A 22,246-nucleotide genomic window follows, 5' to 3' on the forward strand; every position below is an offset into this window, starting at 1 on the left:
TCGCTATCGCGAGCAGGCGAAGGCCTACAGGGGAGCTATGTCAGTCCGGGGTCTGCTCGGCCAGCGCCACGGCGCGGAACATTGCGCGGCGTTTGTTCAGGGTTTCTTCCCATTCCAGCGCCGGCACCGAGTCGGCGACGATGCCGCCACCGGCCTGCACGTGCAGTTCGCCGTTCTTGATCACTGCGGTGCGAATCGCGATCGCGGTGTCCATGTTGCCGTTCCAGGCGAAGTAACCGACCGCACCGCCGTACACGCCACGCTTGACCGGCTCGAGTTCGTCGATGATTTCCATTGCGCGGATCTTCGGCGCGCCCGACAAGGTGCCCGCCGGCAGAATCGCCCGCAGCGCGTCCATCGCGGTGAGCCCGGCTTTCAACTGGCCGGTGACGTTGGAAACGATGTGCATCACGTTGGAATAACGCTCGATGACCATTTTCTCGGTGAGTTTCACCGAACCGATCTCCGAGACTCGCCCGGTATCGTTGCGGCCCAGATCGATCAGCATCAGGTGCTCGGCGATTTCCTTGTCGTCGGAGAGCAGATCCTGCTCCAGCGCCACATCGGCTTCTTCGCTGGCGCCGCGAGGGCGGGTGCCGGCGATCGGGCGCACGGTGATCAAATTGTCTTCAACGCGCACCAGCACTTCCGGCGAACTGCCGACGACATGGAAGTCGCCGAAATTGAAGAAGTACATGTACGGCGTCGGGTTGAAGCAACGCAGCGCGCGGTACAGATCGATCGGCGCAGCCTTGAAGTCGATCGACATACGCTGCGACGGCACCACTTGCATGCAGTCGCCGGCGAGGATGTATTCCTTGATGGTGTCGACGGCTTTTTCGTAATCGTTCTGGGTGAAGCTCGAGCGGAATACCGGATCGGCTGACTGCTGCTTGCTGAAGTCCAGGCCACGACGCGGGGTGATCGGCTGGCGCAGTTGCTCGAGCAACTCCTGCAGACGCGCTTGACCTTGTTCGAAGGCATCGGCCTGCGTCGGGTCGGCCAGCACGATCGCATGCATTTTGCTGGCGAGGTTGTCGAACACCACAACGGCATCGGAAACCATCAGCAGAATGTCCGGCACGCCCAGAGGATCAGGATTCGGGCATTTGCCCAGACGTTTTTCGACATAACGCACGCAGTCGTAACCGAAGTAACCGACCAGACCACCGTTGAAACGCGGCAGGCCGGCAATGGTCGGCACGTTGTAGCGCGCCTTGAAGGTTTCGACGAAGGCCAATGGATCTTCAACGTCATGGCTTTCGGTCTCGACGCCATCAACGGTGATGCTGACATGATGGTCGTGCACACGCAGAACGGTGCGGCACGGCAGGCCGATCATCGAGTAGCGGCCCCATTTCTCGCCGCCCTGCACTGATTCGAGCAGGTAGGTATTGGGCTGGTCGGCCAGTTTCAGGTAGATCGACAGCGGTGTGTCGAAGTCGGCCAGGGTTTCGCAGGCCAGCGGAATGCGGTTGTAGCCGTCAGCGGCCAAGCGCAGGAATTCTTCGCGGATCATGAGGTGCCTCGTGGTGTGAGGGGCAATCGGTCAGGTATGCAAACGCGCCGGCAGGCCGGCCAGGAACAAGTCAGGCGCGCCAACGCCAGCGGGCCAGGGCCTTGATGACTTTCATCCAGAGTTTGCGAGTGACCACCACGATGGCGTTTCCAGAACGGGATTGAGCAGCGTCGGGCAACGTTATCTCAGCGGCCGTACCGAGGCAACCGGGAATTAGCTCGCGCAGATTGTCGATCACCAGTGCCGGCGATTCCTCGGCGATCGGCCGGCCATGGTTATAGCCGTAACTCAGCGCGACACACTTGACCCCCGCCGCTTTCGCCGCCAGCACATCGCTGCGCGAGTCGCCGACGAACAACGATTGCGAGGCCGGAATATTGGCCATTTTCATCACGAAGAACAGCGCCGCTGGATCGGGCTTCTGCTGCGGCAAGGTATCGCCGCCAATGATCCATTTGAAATAGCGACCGATCTTCATCTGATCCAGCAGCGGCGCGACGAAGCGCTCCGGCTTGTTGGTGATCAGCGCCATAACCACGCCTTGCTTGTCCAGCCACTTCAAAGTGTCGCGCACACCGGGATAGACCACGGTCAGCTCATGGCTGGCGCCGTAGGCCTGCATGAAAATTTCCAGCGCGCGTTCGGCCTCGGCATTGTCCACCGCCGAATGATCGATACCGCCGGCCAGCGCGCGACGCACCAGCACCGGCGCGCCGTTGCCGACCCACTGCCGTACCGCGTCGATGCCCGCAGGCTCGCGACCGAGGGTGAGCAGCATGTTGTCCACCGCCGCTGCCAGGTCGGGAACCGAATCGATCAGCGTGCCATCCAGATCGAACATCACCAGCCGTGGCAGTTTCCCCGGGAACAGCTGCTCGAACCCGCTCATGGGCGGGCCAGCGCCAGTTCGGAGCGCATCTTGTCGATGACTTCCTGATAGTTCGGTGCGTTGAAGATCGCCGAGCCGGCAACAAAGGTGTCGGCGCCAGCGGCGGCGATTTCACGGATGTTGTTGACGTTGACGCCACCGTCGATTTCCAGACGGATATCACGCTCGGAGGCATCGATGATCGCCCGCGCTTCGCGCAATTTGTCGAGGGTGCCGGGAATGAACTTCTGCCCGCCGAAGCCTGGGTTGACGCTCATCAGCAGAACCATGTCGACCTTGTCGATCACGTACTTGAGCACGTCCAGCGGGGTCGCCGGGTTGAACACCAGACCGGATTTGCAGCCGCCTTCGCGGATCAGTTGCAGCGAGCGATCGACGTGCAGCGTGGCTTCGGGGTGGAAGGTGATATAGGTGGCGCCGGCTTCGATGAAGTCACCGACGATGCGATCCACCGGGCTGACCATCAGGTGTGCGTCGATCGGCGCGGTCACGCCGTACTTGCGCAACGCCGCGCAGACCATCGGGCCGATGGTCAGGTTCGGCACGTAGTGGTTGTCCATGACGTCGAAGTGGACGAAGTCGGCGCCGGCGGCGAGAACGTTGTCCACTTCCTCGCCGAGGCGGGCGAAGTCGGCGGAGAGGATCGACGGAGCAATTACGAAGGGCTGCATGACGCACCTGTGCTGAGCTAAATCACGATGGCGCGCATTGTATACCTCAAGTTTGTGCGCACGCACCGTGACCGCGATGATTGGGTTGTGCCATGCCGCCGGTTCGGCAGTGACTCAGTAGGCCGCGCGGTAGATCTTCTCGATGTCCGCGGCGCTGAGCTTGCGCGGGTTGTTGCGCATCAGCCGTTCGATCCCGGCGGCCTCCACGGCCATCGCCGGTATCGCCTCTTCCGGCACGCCGAAACTGCGCAACCCGGCCGGGATTTCCACCGCCGCGCACAAGTCGGCCATCGCCTGCACGGCTTTGTCCGCCGCTTCGGCCGCACTCAGATGCGCAGTCTTCAGCCCCATGGCTTCGGCGATATCCTGCATCCGTTCGACGCAGGCCATCTTGTTCCAGGTCATCACATACGGCAGCAGCAAGGCGTTGCTCACGCCGTGCGCGATGTTGAAGCGCCCGCCCAGTGGATACGCCAGCGCATGCACCGCGCCGACCCCGGCATTGCCGAACGCCATGCCGGCCATGAGGCTGGCGGTGGCCATGTCTTCGCGGGCTTGCAGGTTGGCGCCGTTGGCGTAGGCCTTGGGCAAGGCGCTGGCGATCAGTTTGATGGCGCCGATGGCCAGGGAGTCGGTGATCGGCGAGGCATTCACCGACAAATAGGATTCGATGGCATGCACCAGCGCATCGACACCGCTGGCGGCAGTGACGCTGCGCGGGCAGGTCAGGGTCATCTGCGGGCTGACCAGCGCCACGTCCGGCAGCAGATAGTCGCTGACGATGCCTTTCTTCAGTTGCGCGACCTTGTCGGAAAGAATCGCCACGTTGGTCACCTCGGAACCGGTGCCGGCGGTGGTCGGGATGGCGATCAGCGGCGGGCCTTTGCGCGGCACCTGGTCGACGCCGAACAGATCTTCCAGCGCACCGTGGTAACCGGCATAGGCGGCAACACTCTTGGCGATGTCGATGGCACTGCCGCCACCGAGCCCGATCAAGCCATCATGCCCGCCGTCGCGGTAGGCGCGCATGCAGTCTTCGACGATGGCGATTTCCGGGTCGGGCAATACACGGTCGAAGATCTCGTAGTCACGCCCGCCAAGTTGCGCCAGGGCCAGCTCGACGGTGCCGGACTGGACCAGCGCGGCGTCGGTCACGATCAGTGGGTTATCAACATCGAGGCGGGTGAGTTCGGCGGCCAGTTGTTCGATGGCTGCGGCACCGGTGATCAGTTTGTGAGCGATTTTGAACTGGGACAGATTCATTGGGCGCAGCCTCTTATAGTCAGGGGAGCTGGGCACAAGATTAGCTGGGGATTTGGGGTTGTCTGCTATTCAGTTGGTGAATGCTGGATAAGGGCAAGATCAAGAGCCCCTCACCCTAACCCTCTCCCGAAGGGAGAGGGGACTGACCGGGTTGTACGCTCGAAATACATCGACCTGAATTACCGAGTCGAACTCCGGCCGCGAAAGCCACGAAGATCTGCTCCCTTCCCCCTCGCCCCCTTGGGGAGAGGGCTGGGGTGAGGGGTGGCTTTTGACCTTGATCTCAGACCTGCGCAGTACGCAGCTTCTCGCCGCGGCCCCGTAGCCATTCCAGCGTCAGCAGCAGGATTACGGAGAAGGCAATCAGCAACGTCGCCGCCGCAGCAATCGTCGGGCTCAGGTTCTCGCGTATCCCGCTGAACATCTGCCGTGGCAACGTCGCCTGCTCAGGCCCGGCGAGAAACAGCGTCACCACCACCTCATCAAACGACGTCGCAAAGGCAAACAGTGCCCCGGAAATCACCCCCGGCGCAATCAGCGGCAAGGTCACCCGGCGAAATGCGGTCAGTGGCGAAGCACCGAGACTCGCGGCCGCCCGCACCAGATTGTGATTGAAGCCCTGCAAGGTCGCCGACACCGTGATGATCACGAACGGCACGCCGAGCACCGCGTGCACAACGATCAGCGAGAAGAAGCTGTTGCCCAGCCCCAGCGGCGCGAAAAACAGGTAACTCGCCACGCCGATGATCACCACTGGCACCACCATCGGCGAAATCACCAAGGCCATCACCAGCGACTTGCCGGGGAAGTCGCCACGGGTCAGGCCGATCGCTGCCAGCGTACCGAAGATCATCGCCAGCACCGTCGCGGCCGGGGCGACAATGATGCTGTTCTTCAACGCGCGCATCCACTCTGCCGAGGCGAAAAAGTCGTGGTACCACTGCAATGAAAATCCCTGCAGCGGATAGACCAGAAAACTGCCGGAGTTGAACGACAGCGGCACGATCACCAGTACCGGCAGGATCAGGAACAGCAGGATCAGGCCGCAGAGGATCCGCAGGCTGTAGAACCACACCCGTTCGATGGGCGACATGTAAGGACTGAGCATTTCGAATTCCCCTTAGCTCAAGCGCAGGCGACTGGCGCCGACCAGCCAGCTGTAGATCAGATAAAGCACCACGGTCGCCAGCAAGAGCAGCCCGCCGAGCGCGGTGGCCATGCCCCAGTTGATGCTGGTGTTGGTGTAGAACGCGACGAAGTAGCTGACCATTTGATCGTTCGGGCTACCGAGCAGCGCCGGGGTGATGTAGTAGCCGATGGCGAGAATGAACACCAACAGGCAGCCGGCGCCGACACCCGCGTAGGTCTGCGGGAAGTACACCCGCCAGAAACTGGCGAACGGGTGACAGCCGAGGGAAATCGCCGCGCGCATATAGGTCGGCGAGATGCCTTTCATCACGCTGTAGATCGGCAAAATCATGAACGGCAGCAGAATGTGCACCATCGAGATGTACACGCCGGTGCGGTTGAACACCAGTTCCAGCGGCTTGTCGATGATGCCCATTGCCAGCAGCGCACTGTTGATCAAGCCGCCCGATTGCAGGAGCACGATCCACGCCGCGACCCGCACCAGGATCGAGGTCCAGAACGGCAGCAGCACCAGAATCATCAGCAGGTTGCTTTGCCGCGAAGGCAGATTCGCCAGCAGATAGGCCAATGGATAAGCGAGCAGCAGGCAGATCACCGTAATGACCAGGCCCATCCAGAAAGTGCGAGCAAAGATGTCGAGGTAGATTGCCTGATCCGGGGTCGCCGGGGCCAGTTCGCCGAGGTCGTCGATGCGATGGTCGACTGCCGCCAGCAGGTAATACGGAGTGATGCTGCTGGTGTTGCGTTTGACCGCTTGCCAGTAGGCCGGGTCGCCCCAACGCTCATCGAGGCCTTCGAGGGCTTCTTTATACGAGGCCGGTTCGCTGGCGAATGGCAGCGCCCGGGCGGTTTTGGTCAGCAGGCTGCGATAGCCGGCCAACTCCATGTTCAAGCGCTTGGACAGGTCGCCCAGCGTCTGGTTTTTGCGCGCCTCGGCGAGGTCTTCGCTGGCAGCTTTGTACACCGGTTCGGCAGGCAGGCCGCGGCCGTCCCAACTCGCGATGGCAGTGACAGTGCGCGGCATGCCGCCGACCACTTCGGGGTTGCCGACGCTTTTGTAGAGCAGCGCCACGATCGGCACCAGAAACACCAGCAACAGAAACAGCACCAGCGGCGCAATCAGCGCCTGGGCTTTCCAGCGGTTGACCCGCTCGGCGCGCTTGAGCTTCTGCTTCAAGGTGGGGCTGGCGCCCTCGTTCAGGGGAACGGCGATGGCCATGACGTACTCCGCAAATCTTTGATCGTTACAGAGGCGGCGAGCCACCTCTGTTGTGTTGAAACACCGCTCCCACAGGGGGCAGGCAAGCCCACCCCACTGGCCCCTGCTTACTTGGCAGCCCAGGAATTGAAGCGCTGTTCCAGTTGCTCGCCGTTGTCAGCCCAGAAGCTGACGTCGATCTGCACCTGGTTGGCGATGTTTTCCGGGGTGGTCGGCATGTCTTTCAGGACGTCCTTGGCCAGCAGCGGTACGGCTTGAGTGTTGGCCGGGCCGTAGGCAATGTTTTCCGAGTAGGTCTTCTGCTGCTGCGGCTGCACCGAGTAGGCGATGAATTTCTTCGCCGCTTCGGCACGCTTGGCGTCCAGGCCTTTCGGGATGGCCCAGGCGTCGAAGTCGTAGATGCCGCCGTTCCACACCACTTTCAGGTTGGATTCTTTCTGCACCGCAGCGATGCGACCGTTGTAGGCCGAGCTCATCACCACGTCACCGGACGCGAGGTACTGCGGCGGTTGTGCGCCGGCTTCCCACCATTGAATGCTCGGTTTCAGCTCGTCGAGTTTCTTGAACGCGCGGTCCTGACCGCCCTTGCTCGCCAGCTCTTTGTAGACGTCTTTCGGCGCCACGCCGTCGGCCATCAAGGCGAATTCGAGGGTGTACTTGGCGCCTTTGCGCAGGCCACGCTTGCCGGGGAATTTCTTCGTGTCCCAGAAATCCGCCCAGCTTGTGGGTGCGGTTTTCAGCTTGTCGGCGTTGTACGCCAGTACGGTCGACCAAACGAAGAAGCCCACGCCGCATGGCTGAATCGCGCCTTTGACGTAGTCTTCGGTCTTGCCGAACAGCACCGGGTCGAGTTGCTCGAACATGTCTTCGTCGCAGCCACGGGACAGCTCTGGCGACTCCACTTCGACCAGATCCCACGACACGCTCTTGGTGTCGACCATGGCTTTGACCTTGGCCATTTCGCCGTTGTACTCACCGGCGATGATCTTGCCGTTGCCCGCCGCTTCCCATGGTGCATAGAAGGCTTTGACTTGCGCCGCCTTGTTCGCCCCGCCAAACGACACCACGGTCAAATCCGGGCCGGCGGCCATTGCGCCGGTCGCACCCATCAGGCCCAGGGTCAGGGCGGTGAACTTCAGGGATCTCAACATTTATTGTTCTCTCCACGTGCAGGGTTGGTGTTGGTATTGCCGGGGCGCTTAATGCGCCTCTGAAAGAGGATCGAGCGCGCGAACGTGCTCGACCTGCCAGCCAAGCGGAACCACGTCGCCGACGCTGAGCGCTGGATCGAGCTCGGCAATCGGTTGTTTCACGAAGAAGTCGGTCTTGCCGCAGACTTCCAGGCGCACCCGGACGTGGTCGCCCAGATAGATGAATTCCGCCACCCTCCCTGAGAAGCGGTTGACGCATTGATCACTGGAACCGTTGAGGCTGACCCGCTCCGGACGGATCGACAGGGTCACCGGCTCGCCGGTCTGGCCGACGTTGACCGCCAGCGCCTCGACCTTCTCGCCGCGGCCCAGCTCGACCACACAACGCTCGCCGCTCTGGCTGAGCAGACGACCGTTGAGGCGGTTGTTCTCGCCGATGAAGTTGGCGACGAAGGTGTTTTTCGGCTCTTCATAAAGCGTACGTGGCGGAGCGATCTGCTGGATTTCGCCCTGATGGAACACGGCGACACGGTCAGACATGGTCAGCGCTTCACCCTGATCGTGGGTCACGTAGACCACAGTCACGCCGAGGCGCTGGTGCAGGTGCTTGATTTCCATCTGCATGTGTTCGCGCAATTGCTTGTCGAGCGCGCCCAACGGTTCGTCCATCAGCACCAGTTGCGGTTCGAACACCAACGCGCGGGCCAATGCCACACGCTGTTGCTGACCACCGGACAACTGCGCCGGATAGCGCGAAGCGAACGCGTCGAGCTGGACCATGCTGAGGACTTTCTTCACCCGCTCGCCGACGTCGCTTTTGTTCAAGCCACGCACGGTCAGCGGGAAGGCGAGGTTTTCCGCGACGGTCATGTGCGGGAACAGCGCGTAATTCTGAAATACCATGCCGATGTCGCGCTTGTGCGGCGGCACGTTGTTGATCGAGCGCCCGGCCAGCAGGATTTCGCCGGCGGTTGGCGTTTCAAAACCGGCGAGCATCATCAGGCTGGTGGTCTTGCCGGAACCGGACGGCCCGAGCAGGGTGAGAAATTCGCCTTTGCGAATGTCCAGGTTGAGGTCTTTGACGATCAGGTTCTCGCCATCGTAGCTCTTCTGCACTCCACGAAAGCTGACCAGCACATCACTGGCCCCTGCGTTTGAATCGACCTGGCTCATACCCGCACCTTTGTTGTTGATGACTGCTTGTGAGTCAAGCCTAGTGGCTGCTGACAGGCGCGCAAATCGGGGCGCAGGAGAGAATGGCTTAAGCCGGATGGAAGGTTCGGGGTAGGGATTGCCCTACAAGGATGGCGCTAATGGATAAAGCAGTGGCGAGGGTTGAGCTGCAAGCCGCAAGCAACGGCAAAAGCACTTGTCGCTAATGGATATGCCTACATTCTCAGGCTAAACAGAGAATCCTGTGGGAGCTGGCTTGCCAGCGATAGCGGTGGGTCAATCGACATTGATGTGACTGACATTGCCTCATCGCTGGCAAGCCAGCTCCCACAGGATTTTGTGGTGGGCTCAGAGGAGTTTGTGCTCCATCGCATACTTCACCAGTTCGGCCAGCGAGGTGATGTTGAGCTTTTGCATCAGGCGCGCCTTGTGCGTGCTGATGGTCTTGCTGCTGAGCGCCAGTTGCTGGGCGATGTCGTTGACGTTGGCGCCCTGGGCCAGGCGTTCGAACACCGAGAATTCGCGCTCGGACAACAACGAATGCAGCGGCCGCGCATCGGTCAGGCCGACTTCGAACACCATGCGGTCGGCCAGCTCGGGGTCGATGTAACGCCCGCCCGCAGCAACTTTGCGGATCGCCGTCAGCAACAGGGCCGGATCACTGTCCTTGGTCGCGTACCCGGCCGCGCCGACTTTCAATGCACGGGCGGCCATCTGCGCTTCGTCGTGCATCGACAGCACCAGTATCGCCGGCGGATTGTTCAACGCGCGAATACGCGGAATCGCCTCGAGGCCATTGACCCCGGGCATGGAGATATCCAGCAGCACCACTTCGCACGGCACATGGCGCAGGGTTTCCAGCAATTGCTCACCATTGCTCGCCTCGCCGACCACTTGCAGGTCCTTGGCCAGGCCAATCAACTGCTTGATGCCCTCGCGGACGATGGTGTGGTCTTCGGCTACCAGTACACGGATCAATTCTTCTCTCCAGATTTCAGGTACACACCAATCCCTGTGGGAGCGAGCCTGCTCGCGATAACGTCAGCCCAAATACTACAAATCTTCAAACCTCACCCACCGGCACCCGCACCACGAGACTGGTGCCCTCCCCCGGCTCACTCTCAAGCGTCAACTGCCCGCCCATGATCAGCACACGCTCGCGCATGCCGACCAGACCAAACGAAGTCGGCCGACCGGTAGCGGCGATAAATCCTGCGCCATCATCGCTGACCGTCAGACACAATTCATCGCCCTCCAGCGCCAGCGTCAGTTCCACCGTGTGCGCCTGGGCATGGCGCATGACGTTGGTCAGGGCCTCCTGCAAAATCCGGAACAGCCCCACCGCTTTGGCATCGCTGAGCGCCGGCAGATTGTCCGGCACCTGCACCAGACATGGAATCTGCGTACGCGCCTCGAACCGCCGCGCCTGCCATTCGATCGCCGAAGCAATCCCGGCATCGAGAATCGGTGGCCGCAGCGCCGTCGCCACATCCCGCACCAGTTGAAACAACTGGGCGATCAGGCGCTTCATGCTGTTCAACCGCTCATGCAGACCGGGATCGAGTTGCGCATAAGCCAGTTCGCACATCGAGGTTTCCAGTTTCAGCACCGTGAGCATCTGCCCCAGCTCATCATGGACTTCGCGGGCGATCCGCGCCTTCTCTTCTTCGCGCACGCTTTCAAGGTGCGCCGACAATTCACGCAGCTGTTCGCGCGAAGCAGCCAGTTCCAGCTCGATGCGCTTGCTCTCGCTGATGTCCCAGACAATGCCATCCCAGACGTACGCGCCGTCCTCCAGTTGCCGGGTGATTGCCTTGATCTCGGCCCAGCGCTGCTGGCCCTGACGCGTGAGGATGCGTCCCTGCCACGACCAGTCGCTGTCACTGTCGAGGGCCTGATCCTGGGTTCGGTGATAACTGGCCTTGTCATCCGGGTGGACCAGACCGCGCAGGCCCATGTCGCGATGGGCGATGGCGGCCGGGGCGTAACCGACCAGACTTTCACTGCCTTCGCTGATGTAGGCGAAATCGATCTGCCCGGTGACCGGCGCCCGCTCCAGACGGAACACCAGCCCCGGCACGTTGGCAGCGATGCCCTGCAGGCGCGCTTCACTTTCCTGCAACGCCGCCAGGGCGCGACGCCGTTCAGTCACGTCGGTGAGGTAGACCACCAGGTATTCACTGTCGCGAAAACGCAGAAAACTCAGCGACACGTCCGCCGGCAGAACACTGCCGTCGGCACGCACACAACTGGTTTCGAAACTCAGCGGCCCCTCTTCACTGGTCCGCGCGCGTTTCCACAGGTTGAGCCAGCGATCCATGTGCAGGCCCGGCTCAAAGTCGATCAGCGGGCGTTCGATCAAACCACCAGCGGGATAACCAAGCATGCTTTCGGCCGCGCGATTGGCGTAGCGCACATGGCTGTCCCAGTTGACCCACAGGATGCCGACGGTGCTTTGATCGATGGAAAACTGCGTCAGACGCAAGGCCTCTTCACTGGCGGCACGCAGGGCGATGTCTTCACGCGCGGCACGCAGGCGCTGTTCCAGGCTGTGCTGTTGGCGCCGCTGCCAGAACACAATCGAGGCACAACTGAGCAGCATTACCGCAAACAACAGGCTGAGGTTCTGCCAGAACCCCGGCGATTCCGACAACCGTGGATATTTCGGTTGCAGCCACTGGTTGTGCAGCTGTTCCAGATCCTTGGCCGGGATCGCGCGCAACGCACTCTGGACGATGCCGGCCAGTTCCGGCCAATCACGGCGCGACGCCACTCGCAGCAGTTGCGGCAGACCGATATCGCCAACCACCACCAGCTCGGCAAACTCCGGTTCGACCGACAGGCGCCCCAATTGGGCTTCATCGACCACGGCGTAGGCGGCTTGCTGGCTCAACAGCAACTGCAACGCCTGACGCTCGAGCGGCACGCCTTGCAGGTTCAGGTGCGGATAATTGCTGCGCAGATAATCGGCGGTGGTGCTCGGCATGCGCACCGCGACGCGGGCCTGGCTGTCGAGTTTTTCCAGATCGACCACGCCGGCGCCCTTCTGGTCACTGACCACCAGTTGCGGCACGCGCATGTACGGATCGGAAAATTGCCACAGGCGCAATGCGCCGGGAGTCTGGCTGAGACCCGGGGCGATATCGATTTCGCCGTCGCGCAAGGCGTTTTCCAACTGACCGAGGTCCTGAAAGTTGCGCCAGCTCAATTCGATATTCAGCGCTTTGGCCAACAACTTCATCAGCTCGACATTCGCGCCCGACAGTCGCTGCAAACGCCGATCGTACGTCGCGTACGGCGCCTGCAAGACCAGTCCGACGCGCAGCTCATTGTGCTGCGCCAGCCATTGCTGCTGGCTCGCCGACAATTGCGCAAGGTGCGCAGGCGGCGCAGGCGCGGCCCAGCCCATCAAGGGAAACCACAAACAGCCGATAACCCACAGGCAGCAAAATCGCTTCATTGAAGTCTCATACACTGACAAATTCTGACCAACCCATTAGGCTGCCGGGATACTTTCTGGCCTGGAATAACCGATGCCCTTTGTTTATCGCCTGGCAATGCCAGCATTGTGCCTGTCGCTGATCCTGCCTTGTGCGTTTTCCGTCGAAGCCGCCGATCCGGCGCCTGCCGCCACGGCAGAAAAACCCGCCGAAGAGAAACCGGTCGAACGCCAGCCCTTGCTTGAGCGTAGTCAGGAAGAAGCTGCTGCACTGGAACGTCTTCTGCCGGCGCAGGAGCAGCAACAATTGCAGGCTGGCAGCGAAACCTTCCTGGCGCTGTGGAAACCGGCCAACACGGCCGAACCCAAAGGCGCGGTGATCATCATTCCTGGCGCCGGCGAAACCGCAGACTGGCCGCAGGCAATCGGCCCGTTGCGGCGCAAACTGCCGAACGCCCAGTGGAGCAGCCTGAGTATCACCCTGCCCGATCTGCAAAGCGATGCCATCGCACCGCGGGTCATCGAGCCCGCCGCAGCGCCGAAAGCGCCTGAGTCCGGCAGCAAGGATTCAACCACCGCGCAGCCGATCGAGCAGGCTGCTGGTGGCGAAGCCGAAGTCGCCGATCAGGTCGTCGCCGAAACCACCGAGGAACAATCCCGGGCTGACGCCGAACGAATCTTCGCACGCATCGACGCGGCGATTGCCTACGCCGAACAGCAGAGCGCGCGCAGCATCGTCGTGCTCGGCCACGGCACCGGCGCCTACTGGGCGGCGCGCTATCTGAGCGAGAAACAAACGGCGCAGGTGGAGAAATTCGTCATGGTTGATGCGCAGGCGCCGGCCAAGGCCAAGCCGCCACTGGCCGAGCTGACGCCGACGCTGAAGCTGCCGACGGCGGATATTTTCTACATGGACAAGCCGCTGGATCGCAACGCAGCGCTGGAGCGCATGCAGGCGAGCAAACGTCTGAAGACGTCGGCGTTCAGCCAGGTCGCGCTCAAGGCATTGCCGGACAAAAAGGCCGAGGAGGAGCAGCTGTTGCGTCGGGTGCGGGGGTGGTTGAACCCGCAAAACCCGGACTGACCGGTAGACCGAGTAGCGCCCATCGCGAGCAGGCTCACTCCTACAGTTGATCGAGGTCCATCAGTTGGAACGCAATCATTTGTAGGAGTGAGCCTGCTCGCGATGGGGTCAGTTCAGACAACACACATCCAACGACTAGCGAAAATCTCGCCGCTCACGAATCAACGTGTAGGCATTGTGCAATTCGCGAGTACGCTCGGTCGCCTCGCGCACCTGCGCCGCTGACGCCCCGCTGCCGGCGATCTTGTCCGGATGATGGCGACTGAGCAGGCGCCGATAAGCGCGCTTGATCTGCGCCGGTTCGCTGCTCGCCGAGACGCCGAGCAGCTTCATCGCTTCCTGATAACTCACCGCTGCACTGACGATCGGCCGCTTGCCCGGCTCGTAGTCACTGGCCAGCGCCCGTACCTGCTGCGGCGTCCAGCCCAGCCACTTGCCCCACTGTGCCAGCAGCTCACGTTCACTGACACCGGCGCGACCATCGGCCCAGACCATCCGCCAGCAGGCGCGCAACACACCTTCGGTGGCATGCGGCTGCGCGCTCAGACGGCGCAGATAACCGCGCAGATTGTCGCTGCCCGACTTGCCACGGTTGAACGCAGCAATGGCTCGACGCGTGGCCGGCTCGCTCATTTCCAGCGCGCGCATTTCCTTGCGCGCCTGCTGGATATGCCCGTCCGTCACCCGACCGTCGCTCTTGGCCAGCCGCCCGAGCAGCACGAACAACAGCTCGTCGTTGCGCAACATCGGCCGGCCGCCGAGCTTTTCCCGCAAATGCCCCCAGCTCTGCAGATTCAGGCGCCGATCCAGCGCTTGCCCCAACAACGCCCCAAGCATGGCCCCCGGAATGCTGGCAATTGCAAAACCCACTCCGGCTCCAATCAGAGTCCCTGGCCACAACATATCAGCGACTCGCTTTTATCAAGGTTTCAGCTTCGGCCAGACGCTCGTGTGTACCGACATCCACCCAGTGCCCTTTCAAACGCTCGCCGCTGACCTCGCCGGCCGCCATGGCTTTGCGCAGTAGCGGCGCCAGCTTGAAGGCGCCGTCGCTACAGCCGTCGAACAGTTGCGGATGGAGTACGGCGATGCCGCTGTAAGTCAGCGTCGGCATATCCGGCTGGCCGTCCTGCACCTTGCCGTCGACCAGGGAAAAATCACCGTTGGGGTGATGCGCCGGATTGTCCGCCAGCACCAGATGCGCCAGTCCGGCGATCGGTTGATGCAGGACGCTGAAGTCGTAGTCGGTCCAGATGTCGCCATTGACCACCAGAAACGCATCGTCACCCAGCAACGGCAAAGCACGGAAAATCCCGCCGCCGGTTTCCAGTGGCTCGCCTTCCGGCGAGTACTGGATGCTCAGGCCGAACCGCGAGCCGTCCCCCAAGTGGTCTTCGATCTGCTGTCCGAGCCAGGCGTGGTTGATCACAATCTGGTTGAAGCCAGCCGCGGCGAGGGCGCGAAGGTGATATTCGATCAACGGCACGCCGCCGGCACGTACCAGCGGTTTTGGCGTGGTCAGGGTCAACGGACGCATGCGCTCGCCTTTGCCTGCCGCCAGAATCATTGCCTTCATGCCGTCGCTCCAGCACGCAAGCTGCTGAACAGCGCTTGCAGCTCCGCCAGTTCAGGACGACGGGCAATCACCGCTTCTATATAAGAGAAGAAGCGCGGCACGTCCGCCAGATAGCGTGGCTTGCCGTCGCGGTGGCAGATGCGCGCGAAAATACCGATGACTTTCAGATGGCGCTGCACGCCCATCAGGTCGCTGGCACGCAGGAAATCCTCAAAGTCGGTCTGCACCGGGATATTCAGCGCCTGGGCTTGCTGCCAGTATTTTTTCAGCCATCCGTGCACGCGTTCTTCAGGCCAGCTGAGGAAGGCGTCCTTGAACAGGCAAGTAACGTCATAGGTCACCGGGCCGTAGACCGCATCCTGGAAATCCAGCACACCGGGGTTGGGCTCGCTGAGCATCAGGTTGCGCGGCATGTAGTCGCGGTGTACCAGCACCTTCGGCTGGGCCAGGGCGCTGTCGATCAGCAGATCGCTGATGTGCTGCCATTGCTGTTGTTGAGCCGCATCGAACTCGACACCCAGTTCGCGCTTCACATACCACTCGGGAAACAATTCCAGCTCACGGCGCAGCAACGCCACGTCGTAGCTGGGCAGCGGCGCAACCATCGGCAATTGCTGAAAGGCCAGCAAGGCTTGCAGCGCATCGTCGAACAAAGCGTTGGCATTTTCGCCATTGATCACGTCGAGATAGGTCTGGTTGCCCAGGTCATTGAGCAAAAGAAAGCCGAGCTCGAGGTCTTCGGCATAAATTTTCGGCACGTTGATTGCGGATTTCGCCAGCAAAAAGGCGATATCCACGAACGGTTTGCAGTTTTCCTGAGGCGGCGGCGCGTCCATCACGACGAAGCTGCGATCCCCACCTTCCCAGCGGAAGTAGCGGCGAAAACTCGCGTCGCTGCTGGCCGCGGTCAACGTGGCCGGGGGCACGGTGCCCCAGCCTTGCTGTGCAAACAGATTTGCCAACTGCTCATCGAGCCAAACTTTCAGGTGTTGCAAGCGTACATCTTGGTCAGGCATTGCAAGGGTCTCCGACGGCGCTAGCCGTCAAGCGGGTCATGCTTTATTATCCAGCATCTTTTTCAGACCATCGAGAGGCGTGCGGCCCACACCGCGGGCAGATGGCACGCAGGAAGCCCGGACTAATAAGATGGCATTGAAATCCCCCGCGTTTCGTAAAAAATTTCCGTTGTTGGTAACCGGCAGTCTGCTGGCTATGCAACCTCTGGCCAGTCAATTCGTTGTTGCCGCCGAGCAGTATGACTGCTCCGTCTCGGCTACGGGTGGTTGGGACTGTGCGCCCAAATCACCGGCCGCTGCGTTGCCGCCGCGCCCGGTGCATGACGGCAGTGCCGTCAGCGCCACCGGCGATGCGCCGAGCGAGAACGGTTCGACAGCCGACACCGGCCCGAAAACCGCGCTCGTCACCGAAGCCAAGGGCCGCGGTCTGAAATCCCGTAGCGAAGACTACAGTCACCTCGACTGGGTTCCGCGCGAGAAACTCACCGCCGCTCAACTGGCCGAGACCGGGCCTTACTGCTCCGGCGCCTACATCGAGCCGACTCGTCCTGGCATGAATGACAAGACGAACAAAAGCGACGCTCCGACCTTTATCGGCGCAAAAGCCTCGCGCTATAACACCGATGATCAAGTCGGTACGCTGGCCGGTGATGTCGTCCTGCGTCAGGGCAGCATGCAGGTCGAGTCCGACGAGGCCAGCCTGTATCAGGCCGAGAGCCGCGCCGAACTCAATGGCGACGTACGCATTCGTGACAACGGCGCGCTGATCGTCGGCGACCACGCCGATGTGCAGCTCGACACCGGTGAAGCCAAGGTCGACAACGCCGAATACGTGATGCACAAATCACGCATCCGCGGCAACGCGCTGTACGCCAAGCGTGCCGAGAACGCGATCATTCGCTTGAAGGACGGCACGTACACCACGTGCGAACCGAACAGCAACGCATGGCAGCTCAAGGGCAACAACATCACGCTGAACCCGGCAACCGGTTTCGGTACCGCGACCAACGTAACGTTGCGCGTCAAGGACATCCCGATCCTGTACACGCCGTACATCTACTTCCCGATCGACGATCGTCGTCAGTCGGGCTTCCTGCCGCCGACCATCGGCAGCGGCAGCGATACCGGCTTCATGCTGGTCACGCCGTACTACTTCAACCTGGCACCGAACTACGATGCCACGTTGTACCCGCGCTACATGAGCAAGCGCGGCATGCTGGTGGAAGGCGAGTTCCGTTACCTGACCAAGTCGAGTGAAGGTCAGTTCGGTGCGTCGTATCTCAACGACGAGAACGACGATCGCAAGCGCCAGTCCGATTACAACGAGACGCGCTACATGTACAACTGGCAGCACAAGGGCGGTCTCGACTCCCGTGTGCTCACCCAGGTTGACTACACCAAGATCAGCGATCCGTATTATTTCCAGGATCTGCAGACCGATCAGATCGGCGTCAAGAGCGACGATTACGTCAACCAGCAGGGTTCCGTCACCTATCGTGGCGACAACTACACTGCGCGCCTGAATGCCCAGCAGTACCAGCTGGCGACTGTTTCGAACATCACGCCTTACGGTCGTTTGCCGCAGATCACCTTCAACGGTCAACTGCCGTACCACCCGGAAGGCTTGAACTTCGATTACGAAACCGAGCTGGTTCGTTTCGATCGTGACTTGCGCAGCGGCACGTTTGTTCAGGAAGACGGCGTCACCACCGAGTCGCGCCTGGACAACAATATTCAAGGTCTGGCCCGCGCCAACGGCGACCGTCTGAATCTGAAACCGGGCGTCAGCCTGCCGATGAACTGGACGTATGGCTTCCTCAAGCCGTCGCTCAAGTACCAATACACGCAGTACCAGCTTGATCTGGACAACACCGGCAAATCGCAGATCGATGTGATGACCGCCGAGCAGAAGAAGCTCAACGGTGAATTCGACAGCAACCAGAACCGCGGCGTACCAATCGCCAGCATCGATGGTGGCCTGTACTTCGACCGCAACACTTCGTACTTCGGCAAGAATTACCGTCAAACCCTGGAACCACGTCTGTTCTACCTCTATGTACCCGAGGTGGATCAGGAGGACATTCCGGTATTCGACACCAGTGAATACACCTTCAACTACGCCTCGCTGTTCCGCGACAATCGCTTCTCCGGTTCCGACCGTGTCGGCGACGAGAACAAGTTGTCGCTGGGCGTGACCAGTCGCTGGATTGAAGACAACGGTTTCGAGCGCCAGCGCATCAGTGTCGGTCAGGCGTTGTACTTCAAGGATCGCAAGGTTCAACTGCCGGGCATCGCATTCAACGATCGTGACGACGCCAAATCCGACGTCTCGCCATACGCTCTGGAGTACGAATACCGCTGGAACCGTGACTGGCGCACCACGGCCGACTACAACTGGGATCCGGACAGCCGCAGCCCGCGTTCCGGCAGTGCGATGTTCCACTATCAGCCTGAAGACAACCCGAACAAGGTCGTCAACCTTGGCTATCGCTATCGCAACGACCAGGTTCGCTATGACCAAAACACCGGTAAATGGTCGGTCGGTGGCGGCGACTACGGCACCCCGGGGCAGCCTGGCTACGTGAAGGACTACTACAAGATCCAGCAGCATGACTTCTCGGTCATCTGGCCGATCGTTCCGCAGTGGAGCGCGATCAGCCGCTGGCAGTACGACTACAACCGCAACCGTACGCTGGAAGCCTTCGGCGGTTTCGAGTACGACAACTGCTGCTGGAAATTGCGTCTGATCAACCGTTACTGGGTTTCCTACGACGAGTTCAGTCAGGAAGCTCCGCAAAACGAAAAAGGCGACCATGGCGTCTTCCTCCAAATTGTTCTGAAGGGACTCGGCGGCCTCACCGGCGCCAAGGTAGAGAGCTTCCTCGACAAAGGCATTCAAGGTTATCGTGAACGTGAAGACCAAGCTTTCTGATTGTCTGCGCCCGCTGATGCTGGGCGCGCTGTTCCTGGGTACGGCGGCCAACGCCGCCGTGCAGTCCATCGACAAAGTAGTAGCGATCGTCGACAACGACGTGGTCATGCAGAGCCAGCTGGACCAGCGTGTCCACGAAGTGCAGCAGACTATCGCCAAGCGTGGCGGCGGCTTGCCGCCTCCGGGCGTGCTGGATCAACAGGTGCTCGAACGTCTGATCGTCGAAAACCTGCAGCTGCAGATCGGCGAGCGCTCCGGTATCCGCATCACCGACGAAGAGCTGAACCAGGCGGTCGGCACCATTGCCCAGCGCAACAACATGAGCATAGATCAGTTCCGTGCTGCACTGGCTCGCGACGGCCTGTCCTACGACGATGCCCGCGACCAGATCAAACGCGAGATGATCATCAGCCGCGTGCGTCAGCGTCGTGTGGCAGAACGCATTCAGGTCTCCGAGCAGGAAGTGAAGAACTTTCTCGCCTCCGACCTGGGCAAAATGCAACTGTCTGAAGAACTGCACCTGGCCAACATCCTGATTCCGACCCCGGAAAGCGCCAACTCCGAAGCGATTCAGAGCGCCGCGCGTCAGGCCATGGAGGTTTACCAGCAGCTCAAGCAAGGCGCCGACTTCGGCCAGATGGCCGTGGCGAAATCGGGCAGCGACAACGCACTGGAAGGCGGCGACATGGGCTGGCGTAAAGCCGCGCAATTGCCACCGCCGTTCGATCGCGAGCTGAGCAGCATGGCCGTTGGCGACATCACTCAACCTGCACGCACGCCGGGCGGCTTCATCATCCTGAAACTGCTGGGCAAACGTGGCGGCGAAGCGCAGATGCGCGACGAAGTGCATGTTCGTCACATTCTGGTCAAACCGAGCCCGATTCGCGACGAAGCCAAGACCGAGGCGCTGGTGAAGTCGCTGTATGAGCGCATCACTGCCGGGGAAGATTTCGCTACGCTGGCGAAAAACTACTCCGAAGACCCGGGCTCGGCGCTCAACGGCGGCGACCTGAACTGGATCGATCCGAACGCACTGGTACCGGAATTCCGCGAAGTGATGGCCACGACCCCGCAAGGTCAGCTGTCCAAGCCATTCCAGACCCAATACGGCTGGCATGTTCTGGAAGTTCTTGGCCGTCGCGCCACCGACAGCACCGAACAGGCTCGCGAGCAGCAAGCCCTGACCGTCCTGCGTAACCGCAAATACGACGAAGAGCTGCAAACCTGGCTGCGTCAGATCCGTGACGAAGCGTACGTAGAGATCAAACTTCCTGGTGCAGACCAGGCAGCGCAGTGAAACCCCGGCGTTTCGCGCTGACACCCGGCGAGCCAGCCGGCATCGGTCCCGACCTTTGCCTGCTGCTCGCCTCGCAAGCCCAGCCACACCCCCTGATCGCCATCACCAGCCGCGACCTGCTCCTCGAGCGGGCCGCGCAACTGGGGCTGGCTGTCGATCTGCTGGATGTCAATCCTGATCACTGGCCGGACGCTCCGGCGCCCGCCAACAGCCTGTATGTCTGGGACACGCCACTGAGCGCCCCCGTGGTAGCCGGGCAACTGGACACGGCCAACGCGGCGTTCGTTCTCGACACCCTGACCCGCGCCGGCAACGGCTGCCTGAACGGCGACTTCGCCGGGATGATTACCGCACCCGTGCACAAGGGCGTGATCAACGACTCAGGTATCGCGTTCTCCGGGCACACCGAATTTCTCGCTGACCTGACTCACACCGCGCAAGTGGTGATGATGCTCGCCACCCGCGGTTTGCGCGTGGCACTGGTCACCACTCACCTGCCCCTGCGCGAAATTGCCGACGCGATCACACCGGAGCGGCTGGAGCGGGTTACGCGCATCCTGCATGCCGACCTGCAAAACAAATTCGGCATCGCCCAGCCACGGATTCTGGTGTGCGGACTCAACCCGCACGCCGGCGAAGGTGGTCATCTGGGCCGTGAAGAAATCGACATCATCGAACCGACATTGGAACGCCTGCGCGGCGAGGGCATGGACCTCCGTGGCCCGCTGCCTGCCGACACTCTGTTTACCCCCAAGTATCTGGAGCACTGCGACGCAGTGCTGGCGATGTACCACGACCAGGGCCTGCCCGTGCTGAAATACAAAGGCTTCGGCGCTGCAGTCAACGTGACGCTGGGCCTGCCGATCATCCGCACGTCGGTCGATCACGGCACCGCGCTTGATCTGGCCGGCAGCGGCAAGATCGAGACTGGCAGCCTGCAAGTCGCCCTGGAAACCGCCTACCAGATGGCCGAGACCCGTTTATGACCGAGCAATACCAACACAAGGCGCGCAAACGCTTTGGCCAGAACTTCCTGCACGATGCCGGCGTTATCGACCGTATCCTGCGCTCTATCCATGCCAAAGCCGAAGACCGTCTGCTGGAAATCGGCCCGGGCCAGGGCGCACTGACCGCCGGCCTGCTGTCCTCCGGCGCGCAACTCGATGTGGTGGAACTGGACAAGGACCTGATCCCGATCCTTAACCAGCAGTTTGCCGGAAAGAGCAACTTCAACCTGCATCAGGGCGATGCACTGAAATTCGACTTCAACACGCTCAACGCCGCGCCAAACAGCCTGCGCGTGGTCGGCAACCTGCCGTACAACATTTCCACGCCGCTGATTTTTCACCTGCTGAATAACGCCGGCATCATTCGCGACATGCACTTCATGCTGCAAAAAGAAGTGGTCGAGCGTCTGGCCGCGGGTCCTGGCGGTGGTGATTGGGGTCGTCTGTCGATCATGGTTCAGTACCACTGCCGCGTCGAACACCTGTTCAACGTCGGCCCGGGCGCGTTCAATCCGCCGCCGAAAGTCGATTCGGCAATCGTTCGTCTGGTGCCGCATGCAGTACTGCCGCACCCGGCCAAGGATCATCGCCTGCTCGAACGCGTGGTGCGCGAGGCTTTCAACCAGCGCCGCAAGACCTTGCGCAACACGCTCAAGCAACTGCTCAGCAATGCCGAAATCGAAGCCGCCGGCGTCGATGGCAGCCTGCGCCCCGAGCAACTGGATCTGGCCGCGTTCGTACGCCTGGCAGACCAGCTCGCCGTACAAGTTCCGGCCGCCCCTGTCGCCGACTGACCGGCGATGAACGCTATCGGGCAGCACACCACTCTGGTTTACTGCCCGATACTTGCCTAGACTGATT

At 61.3% G+C, this 22,246-nt stretch carries 18 protein-coding genes; 5 read left to right on the plus strand and 13 right to left on the minus strand.

Annotated features, from left to right (window positions below; translation table 11 throughout):
• Positions 1–40 precede the first annotated feature (40 nt).
• From trpE to ACYYKW_RS01630, 10 genes are all read right to left on the minus strand, one after another.
• The gene (gene trpE, locus ACYYKW_RS01585) at positions 41–1,519 is read right to left on the minus strand and encodes an anthranilate synthase component I (protein ID WP_336356738.1); all 1,479 of its coding nucleotides are present in this window, start codon (positions 1,517–1,519) and stop codon (positions 41–43) included.
• A gap of 70 nt (positions 1,520–1,589) precedes the next feature.
• The gene (locus ACYYKW_RS01590; protein ID WP_464989253.1) at positions 1,590–2,408 is read right to left on the minus strand and encodes a phosphoglycolate phosphatase; all 819 of its coding nucleotides are present in this window, start codon (positions 2,406–2,408) and stop codon (positions 1,590–1,592) included.
• Positions 2,405–3,079 carry a ribulose-phosphate 3-epimerase gene (gene rpe, locus ACYYKW_RS01595; RefSeq protein WP_464989254.1) on the minus strand — a complete coding sequence of 225 codons (675 nt, stop codon included), beginning with the start codon at positions 3,077–3,079 and terminating at the stop codon, positions 2,405–2,407. The genes ACYYKW_RS01590 and rpe overlap by 4 nt, the downstream gene beginning before the upstream one ends.
• Positions 3,080–3,193: 114 nt before the next feature.
• Positions 3,194–4,342, minus strand: a complete 1,149-nt coding sequence (locus ACYYKW_RS01600; RefSeq protein WP_464989255.1) for an iron-containing alcohol dehydrogenase — start codon at positions 4,340–4,342, stop codon at positions 3,194–3,196.
• A 283-nt stretch (positions 4,343–4,625) separates the two neighbouring features.
• On the minus strand, positions 4,626–5,450 hold the full coding sequence (locus ACYYKW_RS01605; protein WP_090286821.1) for an ABC transporter permease: 825 nt from the start codon (positions 5,448–5,450) through the stop codon (positions 4,626–4,628).
• Between the two features lie 12 nt (positions 5,451–5,462).
• Positions 5,463–6,710: an ABC transporter permease gene (locus tag ACYYKW_RS01610; protein ID WP_090286823.1), complete on the minus strand. Its 1,248-nt coding sequence runs from the start codon at positions 6,708–6,710 to the stop codon at positions 5,463–5,465.
• Between the two features lie 107 nt (positions 6,711–6,817).
• Entirely contained in the window at positions 6,818–7,861 is a 1,044-nt protein-coding gene (locus ACYYKW_RS01615) for an ABC transporter substrate-binding protein (RefSeq protein WP_464989256.1), read from the minus strand.
• 48 nt (positions 7,862–7,909) lie between these two features.
• Complete coding sequence (locus tag ACYYKW_RS01620) at positions 7,910–9,034, minus strand: ABC transporter ATP-binding protein (RefSeq protein WP_090286827.1); 1,125 nt, start codon at positions 9,032–9,034, stop codon at positions 7,910–7,912.
• A gap of 348 nt (positions 9,035–9,382) precedes the next feature.
• A complete protein-coding gene (locus tag ACYYKW_RS01625; protein WP_090286829.1) occupies positions 9,383–10,012 on the minus strand; it encodes a response regulator in 630 nt (209 codons plus the stop codon).
• A gap of 85 nt (positions 10,013–10,097) precedes the next feature.
• On the minus strand, positions 10,098–12,494 hold the full coding sequence (locus tag ACYYKW_RS01630; protein ID WP_464989257.1) for a PAS domain-containing sensor histidine kinase: 2,397 nt from the start codon (positions 12,492–12,494) through the stop codon (positions 10,098–10,100).
• 73 nt (positions 12,495–12,567) lie between these two features.
• On the opposite strand from ACYYKW_RS01630, the gene ACYYKW_RS01635 reads away from it, so the two are divergent.
• Positions 12,568–13,557 (plus strand): alpha/beta hydrolase family protein, encoded by a 990-nt coding sequence (locus ACYYKW_RS01635; protein WP_093097803.1) that lies wholly within the window; start codon positions 12,568–12,570, stop codon positions 13,555–13,557.
• A 135-nt stretch (positions 13,558–13,692) separates the two neighbouring features.
• Here the strand turns inward: ACYYKW_RS01635 and ACYYKW_RS01640 are convergent, their stop codons facing one another.
• From ACYYKW_RS01640 to ACYYKW_RS01650, 3 genes are read right to left on the minus strand one after another with little or no spacing between them, the layout of a single operon-like run.
• The gene (locus tag ACYYKW_RS01640; protein WP_464989258.1) at positions 13,693–14,460 is read right to left on the minus strand and encodes a TerB family tellurite resistance protein; all 768 of its coding nucleotides are present in this window, start codon (positions 14,458–14,460) and stop codon (positions 13,693–13,695) included.
• Between the two features lies 1 nt (position 14,461).
• Positions 14,462–15,133: an N-acetylmuramate alpha-1-phosphate uridylyltransferase MurU gene (gene murU, locus ACYYKW_RS01645; protein ID WP_336356731.1), complete on the minus strand. Its 672-nt coding sequence runs from the start codon at positions 15,131–15,133 to the stop codon at positions 14,462–14,464.
• Positions 15,130–16,149, minus strand: coding sequence for an aminoglycoside phosphotransferase family protein (locus ACYYKW_RS01650; RefSeq protein ID WP_464989259.1), 1,020 nt, complete (start codon positions 16,147–16,149; stop codon positions 15,130–15,132). The genes murU and ACYYKW_RS01650 overlap by 4 nt, the downstream gene beginning before the upstream one ends.
• A 130-nt stretch (positions 16,150–16,279) precedes the next feature.
• Between ACYYKW_RS01650 and ACYYKW_RS01655 the strand changes: the two genes are divergently transcribed.
• The 4 genes from ACYYKW_RS01655 to rsmA are packed head-to-tail and all read left to right on the plus strand — an operon-like array spanning position 16,280 to position 22,179.
• Positions 16,280–19,081: an LPS-assembly protein LptD gene (locus ACYYKW_RS01655; protein WP_090286841.1), complete on the plus strand. Its 2,802-nt coding sequence runs from the start codon at positions 16,280–16,282 to the stop codon at positions 19,079–19,081.
• The gene (gene surA / locus ACYYKW_RS01660; protein ID WP_172833236.1) at positions 19,056–20,378 is read left to right on the plus strand and encodes a peptidylprolyl isomerase SurA; all 1,323 of its coding nucleotides are present in this window, start codon (positions 19,056–19,058) and stop codon (positions 20,376–20,378) included. Before ACYYKW_RS01655 ends, surA begins: the two co-directional genes overlap by 26 nt.
• Positions 20,375–21,364: a 4-hydroxythreonine-4-phosphate dehydrogenase PdxA gene (gene pdxA, locus ACYYKW_RS01665; RefSeq protein ID WP_093097795.1), complete on the plus strand. Its 990-nt coding sequence runs from the start codon at positions 20,375–20,377 to the stop codon at positions 21,362–21,364. Before surA ends, pdxA begins: the two co-directional genes overlap by 4 nt.
• A complete protein-coding gene (gene rsmA, locus ACYYKW_RS01670) occupies positions 21,361–22,179 on the plus strand; it encodes a 16S rRNA (adenine(1518)-N(6)/adenine(1519)-N(6))-dimethyltransferase RsmA (RefSeq protein WP_090286845.1) in 819 nt (272 codons plus the stop codon). Before pdxA ends, rsmA begins: the two co-directional genes overlap by 4 nt.
• Positions 22,180–22,246: the final 67 nt, after the last annotated feature.

The organism is Pseudomonas sp. 15C (genome assembly GCF_055484735.1).